Annotated in this window: 13 protein-coding genes; 5 read left to right on the top strand and 8 right to left on the bottom strand. The window is 42.9% G+C overall.

All coding sequences use genetic code 11. The features are described 5' to 3' along the window. Positions 1-788 precede the first annotated feature (788 nt). The 4 genes from K0625_RS16365 to K0625_RS16350 all read left to right on the top strand — a co-directional run bounded on the left by K0625_RS16365 (position 789) and on the right by K0625_RS16350 (position 6,208). Positions 789-2,888: a WecB/TagA/CpsF family glycosyltransferase gene (locus K0625_RS16365; protein ID WP_220110672.1), complete on the top strand. Its 2,100-nt coding sequence runs from the start codon at positions 789-791 to the stop codon at positions 2,886-2,888. Positions 2,889-2,942: 54 nt separating this feature from the next. Next, complete coding sequence (locus K0625_RS16360) at positions 2,943-4,388, top strand: sugar phosphate nucleotidyltransferase (RefSeq protein ID WP_220110671.1); 1,446 nt, start codon at positions 2,943-2,945, stop codon at positions 4,386-4,388. 32 nt (positions 4,389-4,420) lie between these two features. Further along, positions 4,421-4,822 carry a glycerol-3-phosphate cytidylyltransferase gene (tagD, locus tag K0625_RS16355; RefSeq protein WP_220110670.1) on the top strand — a complete coding sequence of 134 codons (402 nt, stop codon included), beginning with the start codon at positions 4,421-4,423 and terminating at the stop codon, positions 4,820-4,822. 87 nt (positions 4,823-4,909) lie between these two features. Further along, positions 4,910-6,208: a CDP-glycerol glycerophosphotransferase family protein gene (locus tag K0625_RS16350; RefSeq protein ID WP_220110669.1), complete on the top strand. Its 1,299-nt coding sequence runs from the start codon at positions 4,910-4,912 to the stop codon at positions 6,206-6,208. 369 nt (positions 6,209-6,577) lie between these two features. Here the strand turns inward: K0625_RS16350 and K0625_RS16345 are convergent, their stop codons facing one another. From K0625_RS16345 to cysD, 5 genes are all read right to left on the bottom strand, one after another. Then, entirely contained in the window at positions 6,578-7,546 is a 969-nt protein-coding gene (locus K0625_RS16345; RefSeq protein WP_220110668.1) for a DHH family phosphoesterase, read from the bottom strand. Positions 7,547-7,568: 22 nt separating this feature from the next. Continuing rightward, complete coding sequence (gene cysC / locus K0625_RS16340; protein WP_232847136.1) at positions 7,569-8,258, bottom strand: adenylyl-sulfate kinase; 690 nt, start codon at positions 8,256-8,258, stop codon at positions 7,569-7,571. Positions 8,259-8,338: 80 nt separating this feature from the next. Beyond that, positions 8,339-10,066, bottom strand: coding sequence for an SLC13 family permease (locus K0625_RS16335; protein WP_220110666.1), 1,728 nt, complete (start codon positions 10,064-10,066; stop codon positions 8,339-8,341). A gap of 90 nt (positions 10,067-10,156) precedes the next feature. Then, positions 10,157-11,566, bottom strand: coding sequence for a sulfate adenylyltransferase subunit CysN (gene cysN / locus K0625_RS16330; RefSeq protein ID WP_220110665.1), 1,410 nt, complete (start codon positions 11,564-11,566; stop codon positions 10,157-10,159). Between the two features lie 157 nt (positions 11,567-11,723). After that, complete coding sequence (cysD, locus tag K0625_RS16325) at positions 11,724-12,629, bottom strand: sulfate adenylyltransferase subunit CysD (protein WP_220110664.1); 906 nt, start codon at positions 12,627-12,629, stop codon at positions 11,724-11,726. Positions 12,630-13,039: 410 nt separating this feature from the next. Here cysD and K0625_RS16320 point away from each other — a divergent pair, with 410 nt between their 5' ends. Beyond that, a complete protein-coding gene (locus K0625_RS16320) occupies positions 13,040-13,489 on the top strand; it encodes an REP-associated tyrosine transposase (protein ID WP_220110663.1) in 450 nt (149 codons plus the stop codon). Between the two features lie 86 nt (positions 13,490-13,575). Here the strand turns inward: K0625_RS16320 and rfbD are convergent, their stop codons facing one another. The 3 genes from rfbD to galU all read right to left on the bottom strand — a co-directional run bounded on the left by rfbD (position 13,576) and on the right by galU (position 16,936). Beyond that, positions 13,576-14,493, bottom strand: coding sequence for a dTDP-4-dehydrorhamnose reductase (gene rfbD / locus K0625_RS16315; RefSeq protein ID WP_232847135.1), 918 nt, complete (start codon positions 14,491-14,493; stop codon positions 13,576-13,578). Positions 14,494-14,502: 9 nt separating this feature from the next. Then, the gene (gene rfbB, locus K0625_RS16310; RefSeq protein WP_220110661.1) at positions 14,503-15,594 is read right to left on the bottom strand and encodes a dTDP-glucose 4,6-dehydratase; all 1,092 of its coding nucleotides are present in this window, start codon (positions 15,592-15,594) and stop codon (positions 14,503-14,505) included. A gap of 457 nt (positions 15,595-16,051) precedes the next feature. Further along, positions 16,052-16,936: a UTP--glucose-1-phosphate uridylyltransferase GalU gene (gene galU / locus K0625_RS16305; RefSeq protein ID WP_220110660.1), complete on the bottom strand. Its 885-nt coding sequence runs from the start codon at positions 16,934-16,936 to the stop codon at positions 16,052-16,054. Positions 16,937-17,031 lie beyond the last annotated feature (95 nt).

Genomic DNA, 17,031 nt, shown 5'->3' with positions numbered 1-17,031 from the left:
GGACGGCACAAGTGCCTACTAGGTTCTAGGGCGCTTCGCTGCTATAAAGACGAATGCTGCGCTTACGGTAAGATCAAAATCAAAAGCTGAATCTTTTTTGCTTTATCCGTGAGTGAGGTACAAACGTTCCGTCATCTGTAAACGCAGCGTTCGTTCTAGCTTTTGATTTCCTAGCAGGCCGGAGGCCGTCCTCGAAGCGAAGCGTCCTAGGTCCTAGAACCTTATTTTTAAAGTAGGTCTGTATTTATGCCGTCAGGCATGTACGATATCAGTTATTGATGGGCTAAAGCCCAACCTACAGGGTAAAAACAAAGACTAGCTACGCCCTTCTTAGCCTTTATAGCAGGCCGAAGGCCGCCCTAGTAGTGAGCTTGAGAACGTCCTCGCAAGGAGTTTACGACTGTTCTAGAAGATAACGCAGTCATCGTCCTTCTTAGCCTTTACCCAAGCCCCAAGCAAGGAGCTTGCGGCTGACCTCGAAGCTGACGAGGTCGGCACCTTTCTTTTTTCCGTAAGTCAGGCACGAAGGTTCCATTATCTATCGGTACTTGGTTCACCTTTACTTTAACTTTTACCTTAATATGTAACTCTAGACGCTTCCCCAGACTCATCCATATTCCCTCTTTATCTGCATTGCAAACTGCAACATCCTCGATGACAAGTAATCGAAAACAGACTCAAAACATAGTAATCATCTGAAAATAAACAGTAAAAATAGTTGGCCTAACCTATGCAATAACTAAGAACATGAACACAACACCAATAGCAGCACGCTTAAGGCAGGCAGAATGACCACTCAGACACAAGTTAAGCAAGCAGCGACAATGCCTAATTTCATTCGAGGAATCGACTTTATCTCAGCTCTGCTCTTAATCTTGGCTGCAAGTCCAGTACTGCTACTCAAATACCTGTATAGAAAATTCAAATATGGTGCAGCTATTGAGCGTGTTTATATCTACGGAGTCGACAACAAGCAACTCAGCCTTTATCAATTTACTGGTGAAGGGATATGCTGTCAGTGGCCACAGTTAATCAACCTACTCAAAGGCGATATCTCGCTATTAGGAACAGAAAAGAGTTACATATTTTCCTCTTCACAGAGTAACAAGAGTGACACCGCAGACACTTATGCTAAGACACAAGACATCCAGAATCGCTCTCGAACCACCAGCATTAAACCTGGGCTAATATCATTCAAATTAATGCATCAACAGATGGGGCTCAGCTTTGAAAACCAAGAGCTTGCCATTACTCAAGCCCATAAAGGTGCCTTCTCTTATCTCCTCGCTCTGGCTCGTACCTCTCTTATCTGGTTACTATCCAGTAAGCAAGCTAACCAAAATATCAGTGATATTCATCTGTTCGATATTAAGCTTTCTAATTTAAGCATGACCGAGATGTTAACGCTGATTATCGAAAATGCTCAAAATTATCAGAAAAAACAGCTATCTAATACTGGCTCACCTACAGCAAAGATAAATCAGCATTTCAGTCAGTACGCATTTGTTAACGCTGACTGCATGAACATCAGCACCAAAAACTCCCAATACCGTGACTGCTTACAGACCTCATGTGACAGGGTTTTTGCTGACGGCTCAGGCATACGAATAGCCAGCATCTGTAAGGGAGTCGCACCTAAAGATAATCTAAACGGCACAGATATGTTTCCAAGGCTGTGTGAACAAGCAGCCGATGCCGGTCTATCCATTTTTCTACTGGGCGCCGATAAAGGAGTTGCTGCAATTGCCGCTCAGAATATGCAACTCAAGTACCCAAAACTAAAAATTGCAGGAACTCATCATGGCTTCATCAGCGATCCTTTAGTCGAGCAACAAGTGATAGATAAAATCAATCACTCCAAAGCCTCCATACTGCTCGTCGCCATGGGTGCACCAAAACAGGAGTTATGGTTAGCAAAACATAAGCATCAACTCGATGTTGGCGTTGGGGTTGGAGTCGGCGGGCTGTTTGATTTCTATGCAGAAAAGGTTAAACGCGCGCCATTATGGGTCAGACAGATGGGAATGGAGTGGATATGTCGCCTAAGTGAAGAGCCTAAAAGAATGTGGAAACGATACATCATAGGTAATCCACTTTTTCTCTATCGCGTTTTTAAAGAGATACAATCTCAGAAACATTTAGCTAGCCAACAAAAACATCAAGCTGCTCTCTCTGGATTATCCGCTCCACACTGCCTCATGGTGGAAACATCTAGGCTAACCAATATGCAAGCAAATAACCTCAGCGCCACTCATCGCTGTACACGTCAAAGACTACAGGGAAAAGTCACTGCGCTAGTTAAGCGAAGTTTTGACCTGATAGCAGGCTCAATCATCTTATTAAGCTTACTCCCTTTTCTGCTTCTTGTTGCCTTAGTGATCCGCTTGGAGTCACCTGGCGCCGTGCTCTTTAGCCAGCAAAGGGCTGGGAAAAACAATCTCTCTTTTACCATGTGGAAGTTTAGATCTATGTACCTAGATGCAGAGCAAAGGTTAGCAAAGCTACAAGCAGACAATGAGATGAAGGGCGGCGTGCTATTTAAGATGAAGCGAGACCCCAGAATCACCCATATCGGCAAACTCATCCGTAAAGCTTCAATTGATGAACTTCCACAGCTATGGAACGTCATTTTAGGCGACATGTCTTTAGTTGGACCACGCCCTGCACTGTTAACAGAGGTAGAGCAATATTCAATGCAAGATAGAAAAAGACTGGCTGTCAAACCGGGAATAACCTGTATCTGGCAGGTCAGTGGCCGTTCAGACATTCCTTTCGATCAACAAGTTAAATTGGATGTGGATTATATCTATCAACAATCATTACTCACCGATATTTGGATTTTAGTTAAGACCATTCCCGCTGTACTGCTCGCTAAGGGCGCTTATTAAAATATGTTCCAAAAAGTGCAGGTAGATGGATTCGCAGATAATAGGAGAAGGCAGATGCAAGCAATTATCTTCGCAAATAGAATAGGTGATGAACTCGCCCCCCTTGAACAACACTATTGCCCTGCATTGCTGCCTGTAGGCAACAAGCCTGTCATTGAATATACCTTAGAGGATATCGCCACCTCAGGAGTCTCTGAGGTAAAGTTAATCATCTCATCACAAGCTCAAGAGGTTGAACGACAACTTGGTGATGGAGAGCGGTGGGGGATTAAAATTGAATACTTCTTAAGCAAACCACAAGAAAAAACGAAATCGGTACTCAATCGGTTATCACTACCCACTAATGAATCAATACTGATCATCAGAGGTGATATTTTCCGCTCCCCCTGTATCGCTAGCTTTATCAACTTCTCTAGACAATTTCCTAACGAATTTGTACAAGCCAAAATGGCCAATGAGAACGCTGGAATGTCACTGCTTCCAGCCGCACAGCCCTATCTTGATAGTATTGACTGGCCCCTTATCAATAATGGTGAAAACAACAGTGTCGTCACTCTCGTACTACATGGCCTTTGCAATATGCTCGATAGTTTTCAGGCATATTTGCAGGTAAATTTAAGTTTAGCCAGAAATGATATTCCAGCCTTAACTCCAATGGAGCGCAGTTTCACATCCGCCAATCCAGAGCAAGACTTTTATGTAGGAGCAAAAGCCGACACTCAAGGGCTAGATAAACAGCATGCTTGGGGGATCATTGGTGAAAACAGCAAGGTAGATCCCAGCGTTGAGATGAAGAACACTGTCATCATAGGTAACGATACGCTGATCGATAAAGGCTCGATACTAGAGAGCTGTTTAATTCTGCCGCACACTTATGTTGGCGAAGGGCTAGAGGTTAATAACAGCATATTATGCAAAAACTTACTGATTAATTTAAATACTGACGGCCACATACAAGTTGATGATCAGGCCTTAATTGGCCCCAGTCAAATTGAAGCTAATATCACGCCTTCGCAAACACACTTTATGACTCGACTCTTGATCCTGGCTATTTTGCTTATTAGTCTGCCATTTTGGCCTCTTGTGGCAACTTACTCCCTTATCAGAATCATCCTTCTCAAGCTAAAAGCAAAACCTATCATGCAAGAGATGGTTAATGACAACTTAGGTCAAAGCTTTATTGCCTACTCATTCAATACTCCGACTCGAATTATCTCGCTCCTTCCTCAACTTTGCTTGGTGCTTACCGGCCAGTTAGACCTTTTTGGGGCACCGGCCCAAATACGTTATGCAAGTGGACAAAATAAACATCGGCTTGGAGTATTCGGCCCGGTTCAACTGCTTCTTGATGGAGATGCCCCAGAGGAGGAGCGCTCACTCTTAATGTTGGAGTTTGACAATAATCCCAGTAACACCAAATACCTATCTCTATTAAAGCAGTCACTGTTCATGCCTAAACCTTTGCACTCACAAGAGAATGTCAACAAGGCAATCAATTAACGGCTCCCTTTGACGGTGACAGGAGAATGAAGATGAAAACGATAATTACCTATGGCACTTTCGATCTCTTTCATTTCGGCCATGTACGTCTTTTCCAGCGACTCAAAGCCATGGGGGACAGGCTCATCGTTTGCGTATCTACGGATGAATTTAATGCAAAAAAAGGCAAGGCCGCTTTTTTCAATTACCAGCAAAGAGCGGAGATCATCGCAGCGTGCCGCTATGTAGATTTAGTGCTACCAGAAACAAACTGGGAGCAAAAAAGAGAAGATATAGAAAGACTTGATATTGATATCTTTGGCATGGGGAGTGACTGGCAAGGCAAATTTGACCACCTATCCAATCAATGCAAAGTCGTGTACCTCGATAGGACAGGTAATATTTCAACCACAGAGATAAAGAGCAACTTAGGGGCTAACCAGGGGCGCTCGTAGTATTAAGCATCCCTTGAAAAAGCGTGAATAAATGGCAATAACCTAAGCTAGGGCAGCGAAGGACAAAACATAGAGTGAGTATCTATCATGACTTTTTTCAGCGCGATAATAAGAAAAATCATCTATCACACAGCGGGTTTATGTCCTAGGGTCAATAAGGCCGTATTAGGCAGCTATAAAAACCAGTTTTCAGATAACGCCAAGTATCTTTATCTTCATTGGCAACACACTGGATTAATACGCTCCATTTGGATAAGTGGCGATAATGCGGTCATTAAACGCTTACGAAAAGAGGGATTTGAAGCATATAACAGACGCAGCATTGTAGGCATTTTTCACTGCTTAACCGCTAAGTTCTACTTTTACAATAGTTACGTAGGCGATATTAATCAGTATTTTGCTAAAGGTGCGGTCAAAATAAACCTATGGCATGGCTCACCGCTCAAAAAAATTGAGTTCGACATCACTTCAGGCCCTTTGGCTCATACTTACCAAGCCGATACCCTTCTTGGGGAATGGAAAAATAGACTACATTACCACCAGCAACATATAAAACCCGATATGATGCTCAGCCCAAGCCCTGTGATAGATAGCCTATTTTCTTCGGCTTTTAGGCTCGCCGCCCATCAACTCATTCGCAGCGGTAACCCAAGAACCGATTACTTCAAACGTTACCCAGAGCAAACCAAGTCGATACCAGAGCTACTTAATACTCAATATAAAAAGGTCATCTTATATGTGCCAACTTGGCGAGACAGTAACATTAACAATAAAAGAGATGAGCAAAAAAAAACCATAGAGAATCCATATGATAAAGGGTTCGATTGGGCTGCACTATCAAAGCAACTCAAGCGTAACAAGCAGCTATTCTTAGTCCGGTTTCATCCTAATGAAGCTCATCTGGGAAAAGATCTAAATCAATACTCAAATATTATCGATATTTCACACTGGGAAGATGTTTACAATATTCTTCAGGGCGTTGATCTGCTTATCACCGATCAATCCTCCCTGTTTATCGATCTCTTACTCCATCAAGTCCCCATTCTTTTTTACTCATTCGAGCAAGGTGGGAAACCTGAAAAGCTCAGGGAGATATATGATTACGCAGAATTTTTACCTTTAGTCGGGCAAGTAACGAGCAATGAAGCCATTAATAACAGGTATCGCGTTTACCAATTTCAAGTATTAATGGAGCGGTTAGACCGAGATGAGACCTTTCATATCTCCCCCTCAACCATTAATGAATACCAATTACTGCGAAATATCTTCTGGCAACAACAAAAATGTGATGCATTCGAAAACATCGAGCACTACCTGTTTTCCAATAAAAAGCAGAACAAAACAGAGGGAACAGAGAAAAGTGGGCTACTAGGTTCTAGGTTCTAGCGCTTTGCTACTGAAACAAGAATGAGCTTTGCCCTGCGAGGACGGCACAAGTGCCAGCTAGGTTCTAAAGCGCTTCGCTTCTATAAAAGAGAAAGCAGCTGAAGATCTTCTTCTTTTGTAGGTTGGCATTGATGCCGTCGATCTTGTTTGTTGTAGTTCTCAGGAATTGATGGGCTAAAGCCCAACCTACAGTATGTGGAGAAAGGAGCTGCATCAGCAATAGAATCTTAGTCGTCCTTGCGGCGAATGCCAGAATCCTGTTTCGCTTTAGCTTTAGCTTTAGCTTTTATAGCAAGGCGCAGCCCGCCCTAGGAACCTAGTGAAGATGACGAAGTTATCGCCCTTATTTTTAGCTTCACCCGAAGCAATTTAACCATAATAGCTTTCAACTATTTGAGTAAAGCGAGGAATATCAACACGTGGTAGTTGATTAATACCCGCAGCGGCGGCGCGGCCGCCTCCAGTTGCAAACTGACTGCATATGTCACCGGCGCCTTGCTTATTAGATAGCGGAGCTCGAAGTGACACGGTAAAGCTTCCATCACTGTTCTCAGTAAAGACGCCATGAGCACTATCTTGATTTTGATTAGCAAGCTGATTACCAAACACACCACTTATCCTTCTAGACCAAGGCGCATTCTCTAATTCAAACAAGGATAAGGTTGCACTTTGGTAAAAAGGAGTTACAGCCAACGCTCTGTCTATGTCTTGGCCAAACGCCTCCTTTAATCGGTGAAAAGGAGAGCGTAAATCCGCAATCACATCGAAAGGATCTGGATATTTTAACAGCGCCTTATAAAGCTCTGCGGGGTGAAAGTGCAGATCATCAATATGAGCGCCATAACCATTATAGTTAACCAAGATTCCAAGCTCATTAAGCTGTTTTGCTTGAGACAGAGAAAGGCCCGCTTTGTTGCAAAGGCCATCAGCCTTGGCAATGAGATTATCACCATAGGTTGCAGCGATTGCCCAGAGGTGGAACTTCCCTTGCAAATAGCTATCAATAATCAAACTGGTACAGGTATTAGCATCTAAGTCTATATGAGCATCTAAATTTGCAATTTGTGGGATCTCACCGCTACGATGATGATCGCTATAAAAAACCTTAGCACCAGATTCAAGCGCAGACAGGAGCCCTACTCTGTTTTTCTCCATGGAGATATCCAGCACAGTTAGACTGTCTTGTGCCGTAAGGGAGTACTTTTTTGTTAATGGCTCAAGTAGCTCAATATCACGCTTAACGCCAGTAACTAAGGTTGCTATAAGAGGCTGAGCTAAACGCAGCTGTAATAGCGCGATTATCCCATCAGCGTCGCCATTAAAAATATCGTAATTCATAACTGTTTTTTCAACATATTATTTACTCGCAACTAGAGGCTTTCTTTGCTCTGTTTTTAGATTGAATATACCCGTTCACGATAAGGTAATTAACCACTTGCTCTGCACATGCTTTGATGGACTTCTCAGCCGTCTTCACATGGATCTCAGGTAACTTAGGTAGCTCATAAGCTGAATCGATGCCGGTAAAATTTTTAATCTCCCCTGCCCGGGCTTTTTTATAGAGCCCCTTGGGATCTCGCTCTTCACACACCTCAAGCGGCGTGTCGATAAACACCTCAATAAACTGCTTATCTGCTAACAGCTGCCTGACCAAGTCACGATCCGCAACAAAGGGAGAGATAAAAGCGGTCGATACAAGTAACCCAGCATCAACAAACAGTTTTGATACCTCACCGATACGGCGAATATTCTCAACTCGATCTTTATCTGAGAAACCTAAATCGCCATTAAGCCCATGACGAACATTATCACCATCAAGCAGATAGGTCTTGCACCCTAAATCATAGAGTAATTTATCCACAGCATTAGCCACTGTAGACTTACCAGAGCCACTCAGCCCCGTAAACCAAAGCACGGCAGGCTTGTGCCCCTGCGCCGCAACCCTTTGCTCATGGCTCACACTTGCATTATGCCAGACAACATCAGAGGATTTATCTTCAACCTCTATATCCTGATAAGGTGACGCGCTAGTTTTAGATAATGATGACATAAAAATATCCATTAGTTGTTTTAAGCTTCAAGGCTTTCTTAGCTGTATCTTGTGCTCGAAGAAACTATTAACAGCCCGAGCTAAAACGGAAAAAAGATCGGCACAGCCGTTAGCACAATAGCCGCATAAACCAGACTGACAGGTAAACCGATTTTAACAAAGTCCATCAGCTTATACTGGCCTGCGTTATACACCATCAAGTTTGTCTGATACCCATAAGGACTGATAAAACTGCCACTCGCCGCAAACGCAACCGTCATGATAAATGGCAATATATCCACGCCAAACCCTAAGGCAATACTGTAAGCGACTGGAAACATCAAAGCTGCTGCCGCATTATTGGTCACAAGTTCAGTAATAAGCCAAGTGGCAAGGTACACCAAGACCAGTGCCATAAACAGGTGCTCTTTATCGGCCACTTGATTGACCCACTGAGATAACAGCTCAACCACACCAGTATTCACTAAGGCGTGAGAAAGCAAAATGGCGGTGGAAACAATAAGCCAGATATCAACAGGAAAGCGCCTAACGACTTCATTGACGCTAAGGCATTGGCTAAAAATCAATACACCTAGGAGTAACATTAACCCTTGGAGCATCTCAATCACTCCAGTAGCGGCTAACCCAATCGTGAACACAAAGCCACCAATGGATAACCAAGCTTTAAAGCCATTATTGCGTGTTTCAGGCTCAACACCACTGATCACAATAAAGTTTTTACTGAGATTTCGTCGTGACTTAAAGTCATCCCCCACGGCCAAAATTAAAAAATCGCCAGCCTTTATCACCACTTCGCCTAACTTACCCGATATCTCCTCACCATCACGCCTGATAGCAACCACGGCAGCGTCAAAAAGCGCTCTAAAACCAGCATCTTTTAAGGTTTTTGAGATAAGCACACTCTCTTGCTTAACCACAACCTCAGTCAGGTTAGAGTCCAGCAGACCATTTTTCTCGGCAAACATCTCTAACCCAGAAAACTGACTAAGCTGCATCATCTTAGTGATATCGCCACTGAAAATAAGCCTGTCACCAAGCTGCAGCACTTCGGTCGGTGTGACTGGACTAATCAGACGTTTATTGCGCACCACCTCAACTAGAAACAGAGACTCAAGATGCCTTAGCCCATTGTTTTCAACTGAGCGACCAATTAACTCTGAGCCCTCAACCACTTCAGCATCGATAAAGTAACCTTTTGAGCAAGACTCTTTATGTTCAATCTCAGGTAACCAGCGAGAAACGACTCTTAACACCAATCCACAGGCCAGTACCAACATGGCACCAACAGCGGTAAAGGAGAAAAAGCTCAATGACTTTCCCTCTGCATCGATGTAGAGACTATTAATGATCAGGTTGGTTGACGTACCAATCAGTGTCAGCGTTCCCCCCAAAATTGCCGCATAGGAGAGAGGCAAGAGTAATTTACTGGCAAAGTGGTGTGGATTATTACGAATTGGAGAGAGTAAAGTGGCTACCACAGCCGTATTATTTAATAGGGCTGAACTAAGTGCCGTCACGCCAAACAGACGCGCCCAAGTTGAATTGTAACTGCCAACTATCACCTTAGAGGCTATCACCCGCAGTAAACGGGTTTTCTCAAGGGCGAACGAGCATAGGATCAGTAACACTAAGGTCACTAATCCTGGATTAGACATACTCGATAGAAGCTGCTCACGCGATACAAGATTTAGCCCCACTAAGACAAGTAGGGCTACACCAAATACCAGAGATGGACGACTCTGGAAGCTAATAAGCCCCAAAATCGTCATGCAGAACACCCCTATCGTCAAATAAGCATCTAGTGACATAACATCCTGACTCTCATTGTAGGAGCGGCTTTAGCCGCGATTAATACATATAAAAACATCGGGGCTAATAAAGCCCCTCCTACGTATAACTTATCCTTTAGAGATATCCTTGGCGCCCCAATGTGGAAAGTGCTTACGCACTAGCGCGTTCATCTCTAACTCAAATTCAGAGTACTCATGGGCTTTGGTTGATTTAACTTCTATCGGATTGCGGATCATGCCAGCACCAACTGTCACATTCGTTAACCTGTCTATGATGATAAAAGAGCCTGTAGAGCGATTAACATCGTAAGCATCGAACTGTACCGGCTCGGTTACTGCAAAGTGACAGTTACCGATCTCGTTCAAGGCTAATTGCTGAGCAGACTGCTTCTCTAGCGTATTTACATCAACTTTATGGTTAATCGCATCAGCATAGCCATAAACAGACTTACTGCCGACTTTTATCGCATACTCACGATCGACACACAGTGGCTCCTCTGTCATCCAAACAACATCGGCCTCAAAATGGCTAACCGAAAAAGGCTTGTCATGGGGACGAGCCAACATATCACCGCGGCTAATATCTATCTCATCTTCAAGGGTCAGTGTCACAGCTTGACCAGCAACCACTTTTTCAAGCTCACCGTCAAATGTCACAATCGACTTAACTCGGCTCTCTTTATTTGAGGGAAGAGTGGCGACAGTATCTCCAACACGAATTTCACCTGAACCTATGGTGCCGCAAAAGCCACGAAAATCCAGATTAGGTCTATTGACGTACTGCACCTGAAAACGAAATGACTCGCTTCTATCCTGTTCAACTGACACCGTATTAAGTAGCTTTAGCAGTGTCGAGCCCGGGTACCAGGTCATATTAGGGCTTTCATTGACAACGTTATCGCCCTTTAGTGCAGAGATAGGAACAAAACGCACATCGCTAAAGGAGAGATCCTCAGCAAACTCGCGATACTCTTTCTTAATTTTTTGATAGGTCGCTTGATCGTAATCAATGGCGTCCATCTTATTAATGGCGATGATGACGTGCTTGATCCCAAGCTGAGAACAGATGAAACTGTGACGCCTTGTCTGAACCTGAACACCGTGTCGAGCATCAATCAAAATAATAGCAAGGTCGCAAGTCGACGCTCCCGTCGCCATATTTCGAGTGTACTGCTCATGACCAGGGGTATCTGCGATGATAAATTTACGCTGCTCAGTAGTGAAATAGCGATAGGCCACATCGATGGTAATGCCCTGCTCTCGCTCAGATTGCAATCCATCCACCAGCAGTGCTAGGTCAAAAGAGTCATCGGTGGTATTAAAACGCTTAGAGTCTTTCTCAATCGCTGCCATCTGATCTTCAAAGATCATCTTACTGTCGAATAACAGGCGACCAATTAACGTTGACTTACCATCATCCACGCTGCCGCAAGTCAGCACTCGCAACATATCTTTGTTTTCATGAACTTTCAGATACTCTTCAATATCTGAAGAAATTAAATTTGAACTGGTAGTCATCTCTGTTCCTTATCTGTGAGCATTGAGAATAGGAAAACTTACTCACGGTTGAATCAATATGCTTTTTAACAAAAGACGCTTCTCTGCGTTGCTCTCTTAACACAAGAATGCCTTTCCTGGCGCAAGCCAGTCTTACTTCTAAAATCGCTTTCCAATTTTAGAAGTATCCTTCAATCTTCTTCTTCTCCATCGAGCCTGCCGAGTCATTATCAATCACTCGGCCCTGACGTTCAGAAGTCGTACAGAGCAGCATCTCTTGAATAATTTCTGGCAGTGTTTGAGCCTGTGATTCAACCGCGCCAGTCAGTGGATAACACCCTAATGTTCTAAAACGAACCATCTTCTTTTGCACATCTTCATCAGCTTCGAGTGGCATACGATCATCATCAACCATGATCAAAGTGCCATCACGCTCGACCACTGGTCGCTCAGTTGCCAGGTACAGTGAGGGGATCTCAATCCCTTCTAGATAGATATATTGCCAAATATCGAGCTCAGTCCAGTTCGATAACGGGAACACACGAATACTTTCTCCCTTATCGACTTTACCGTTATAGATATTCCACAGCTCAGGACGTTGGTTTTTCGGATCCCATCTGTGTTTATTATCGCGGAACGAGTAAACACGCTCCTTAGCACGGGATTTCTCCTCATCACGACGTGCCCCACCAAATGCTGCGTCAAAACCATGAGCATCAAGCGCTTGCTTAAGCCCTTCAGTTTTCATGATATCGGTATGCTTAGCGCTGCCATGGGTAAAGGGACTGATATTCATCTCTAAACCACGAGGGTTTTTATGGACAATAAGATCGAAACCGTGTTTCTTAGCCATTTGGTCTCGAAACTCAATCATCTCCTTGAATTTCCAATTCGTATCAACGTGCATCAAAGGAAACGGGATTTTACCTGGGTAAAATGCTTTACGAGCAAGATGCAGTAGAACAGAGGAATCTTTACCAACCGAATAAAGCATCACAGGATTATCAAATTCAGCGGCAACCTCACGCATGATTTGAATCGATTCAGCTTCAAGCTGCTTAAGATGAGTTTGATGTGTCGACATATGGATTTCCGTATGGCCCTTATCTATTCAATCTGAACAGAGGTAAATTTAAGATTCATCACTTTATGGATTTGATAATAACAGCAGGAAGAGAGATTAAAAGTTATTAAAGACAAGAACTCTATACCGAAAAGGAATATAAAATTCTCAATAGAGCTAGGAAGACTAATACCATGGGCACTGATGGGCTCAAGCCTGATCCACATTCTATGTAGGTCGGCATTTATATCGTCAGGCTAAATATATGAATGATGAGGTGCGATGAGCTTAAGCCCAACCTACAACCTCTGTAGGTCGGCATTTATGCCGTCAAGCTAAATATATGAATGATAAGTGCGATGGGCTAAAGCCCAACCTACAATCTGTGTAGGTTGGCATTCATGCCGTCAGCTAAAGTATAGGGAACAATTATGTCATGGAATGACTTGCGCAAAGGTCGGTTTTCACAAGAGCAAGGTGAATATTTTATTACTTTCAACACACAGAACAAGCAAACATATTTCAATGATTTCCACATTGCATCCATATTCTGCTCGCAAATATCAATGAATGAGCATCAGCATAATTGCATCTGGTTAACTTGGGTGTTGATGCCTGATCACTTCCATGGGCTGTTACGTTTGGGTGATGACTCAGAATTATCAAAGACTGTAGGGGCACTTAAAGGAGCCAGCAGCTTTTCTATCAATAAAGAGTTAAGAACAAGCGGCAAGTTGTGGCAATCATCATTTTATGACCGAGCTTTACGTTATGATGACGACAGAAAAAGCATTAGCCGATACATAGTGGCTAACCCATTAAGAAAAAATCTAGTCAAAAATATAGGAAATTACCCATATTGGAATTCTGTTTACTTGTAGAAAATTTCATTAAAACCTGTGTAGGTCGGCATTCATGCCGTCAGCTAAAATATATAAATGATAAGTGCGATGGGCTAAAGCCCAACCTACAAGGTAAGCTTTAATGCTTTAATAAAATCGGTTAACTCATCTTGCCATGCTTTACCAGTTAAGATCATTTGTGATGCCGTACAATCTAAAGCGCTAAATGAAGGGCGTTTAGCTAGGCTTGGATAATTAACAGAGCGTATTGGTTTAATTGGGATCTGGTATTGCAATAGACCATGTTTAATACCAAGCTCTTGAATAGCTATGGCAAACTCATACCAAGAGGTAATGCCTAGATCACTCCAATGATAGATAGCTTGCCACTTTTCTAGCTTGATCAAACACCATAAAAAATGAGCTAGCCCCTTTGCATAAGTTGGAGAGCCCAATTGATCGTTAACTATATTTAGCTGCTCTTTCTCTAACATCAAGTTGAGCATCGTTTTTACAAAGTTCTTCCCAAAGCTAGAGTAGAGCCAAGAGGTACGTACAATAGTAAAGTTATCTGAGTGATACTTGGCTATTGCCACCTCTCCAGCTAATTTTGACTGGCCATAGACATTAATAGGATTGGGCTTGTCATCCACTGTATAAGGCCTTTGAGAGCTACCATCAAAAACAAAGTCTGTTGAAATATGGATAAGCCTTACCTTCGCATTAAATGCTGCAGAAGCGATGTTACCCACCGCTTTCCCGTTTAATGCATGAGCATTTTCATAAGATGACTCAGCGGCCTCGACATCGGTAAAACCTGACACATTAATAATGATATTCGGCTTGATAGTTGAGATAACTCGGTTTATGTCTGATGGCTCGGTAAGATCGATTTCAGTTCGACTAAGGCAGGTCAATTCAACATCAGTAGGCACTGTATCAGCTAACTCTAGAGCCAGCAGACCATGTTTCCCGATAACCAGTACCTTTACCTGTTTTCTACTGTGTAACCGTTTATCAGGGGCTAAATTGACACTATCCATATTCATATCTCAATCAGCTTCAGATGGCTTATTTGGTGAAGATGGTTTGTTTTGAGATTTAGTGAGAATCGATTGGCACCAGGCTTGATTTTCTAAGTACCAGATAACCGTTTTTCTCAAACCTGAACTAAAAGACTCCATTGGCTGCCAATTTAGCTCTCGTGCTATTTTCCCGGCATCGATAGCATAACGAGTATCATGACCAGGTCTATCGGTCACATAGGTGATTAAACTCGAAAACCCTCCATCTATTTCATTACTGGAATAGGCGTTAGTTAGAGCCAACTCTTCAAGCAGTACACAGATGGCAGTAACCACCTCCAAATTAGTTTTTTCATTACACCCACCAATATTGTAAGTCTCCCCCACCTCTCCTTTTGTCACAACATAATATAGAGCACGAACATGGTCATCGACATACAGCCAGTCTCTAACCTGCTTACCGTCACCATATATAGGGATAGGCTCGCCAGTCAACGCATTCATTATCACTAAGGGGATAAGTTTTTCTGGATACTGATAGGCACCATAATTATTAGAGCAGTTTGTTAACACAACAGGAAGGTTATAGGTCCGGCTCCATGCACGCACTAAGTGATCAGATGCCGCCTTACTCGCCGAGTATGGTGAACTGGGCAAGTAAGGACTCTCTTCTGTGAAATATCCTGAATCTCCTAATTCACCATACACCTCATCGGTAGAAATATGATGAAATCGAAAACCATGACGCTTTTCATCTGATAAAGTTAAACAATAACTTCTTGCCGCTTCCAGCAAGCTAAAGGTTCCTAAGATATTGGTTTCAATAAATGCAGACGGCCCCTCTATGGAGCGGTCAACATGACTCTCTGCCGCTAAGTTCATAATAAAGTCAGGTTGAAAATGCTTTAACGTTTGACAGACCAGAGTTTTGTCGCAGATATCACCATGAATAAAATGATAACGCTCATCCGCTTCAATATCTTTAAGTGAAAGCAGGTTACCGGCATAGGTTAGTTTGTCTAAGTTAATAACCCTATTATCAGTTTCATTAATTAAAAAACGAATGAGCGCCGATCCAATAAAACCAGCCCCACCTGTCACCAATATGGTTTTGCTCATCTATTCTCTCATTTCCCTTACCCTGAACGCTATGTCGCGATAAAAATAGTAGCAAACTTTGATTTCAACGCTCTTCTTTGCGCCCCTGTAGGTTGGGCTTTAGCCCATCAAACTCAATCAACACAACAAACAAGATCGACGGCATAAATGCCGACCTACTTTAAAAATAAGGTTCTAGGACCTAGGACGCTTCGCTGCGAGAGCGCCCTTTGGCTGCTAGGAAATCAAAAGCTAGAACGAACGCTGCGCTTTCGGATGACGGAACGTTCGTGCTCACTTACGGATAAAGTAAAAAAGATTCAGCTTTTGATTTTGCTCTTACCGTAAGCAAAGCGTTCCGTGCGGCCGAAGGTCATTCCGTCAACTGTAGTCGCAAGCGTTCCGCGTTTATAATAGCGAAGCGCCCTAGAACCTAGCAGGCACTTGTGCCGTCCTCGCAGGGCGAAGCCCGTCCTTCTTAGCTCTTAATCAAAAGCTCCAAATTTTGACGAAACTCTGCGCCAAACTTCTCGTTTCTTAGCCCGTATTCAACAAAGGCAGTCATGTAACCTAGTTTATCGCCACAATCATGAGACTTACCAGTCATGTGGAAAGCTTCAACAGTATCCGACTCAATCAACATATCGATAGCATCGGTGAGTTGAATCTCATCGCCTGCGCCAGCAGGAGTTTTAGCAAGTAACTCCCAAATCCTCTCCGATAATACATAACGGCCAACAACAGCTAAGTTCGATGGTGCTTTATCTACAGCAGGCTTTTCAACCATCGCCTTAATTTTTGCTGATTCACCTGTTGCTATTTCAATACCGTTACAATCCGCTATACCATATTTGTTAACCTCTTCCATTGGCACAGGTGCAACCATAATTTGACTAGCTAAAGTTGATTTATATCGTCCAATCATAGCTGCTAAGTTTTCATTGGTTTGATCCGCTGTGTATTCATCTAAAATCACATCGGGCAAAACAACGGCAAATGGATTATCACCAATACATGGTTTAGCGCAAAGTACTGCATGACCTAATCCTTTTGCTTCTCCTTGACGTACATGCATGATAGTGACATCTTTAGGACATATTGATTTAACTTCATCTAATAATTGACGCTTGACCCGCTTCTCAAGCGTAGACTCAAGCTCATAGGAGGTATCAAAATGATTCTCTATTGCGTTTTTACTGGCATGAGTAACTAAAACGATCTCTTTTACACCCGCTTTTACACATTCGTCGACGATATATTGAATAAGTGGTTTATCAACTAAAGGAAGCATCTCTTTTGGGATAGCTTTAGTAGCTGGCAACATGCGTGTTCCAAGCCCCGCTACAGGAATAACAACTTTCATTTAAATTTGATCCTTAAATTAAAACGGAAACGGCTCCCTTATAAATAAATGGGAGCCGTTTAGAGTATTTGAATAGAGTCAAGACACTAATATAT

The organism is Shewanella nanhaiensis (genome assembly GCF_019457885.1).
Classification (GTDB): domain Bacteria; phylum Pseudomonadota; class Gammaproteobacteria; order Enterobacterales; family Shewanellaceae; genus Shewanella; species Shewanella nanhaiensis.
The sequence above is the reverse complement of the archived record's forward strand: the minus strand, read 5'-3'. Positions and strand labels throughout refer to the sequence as shown.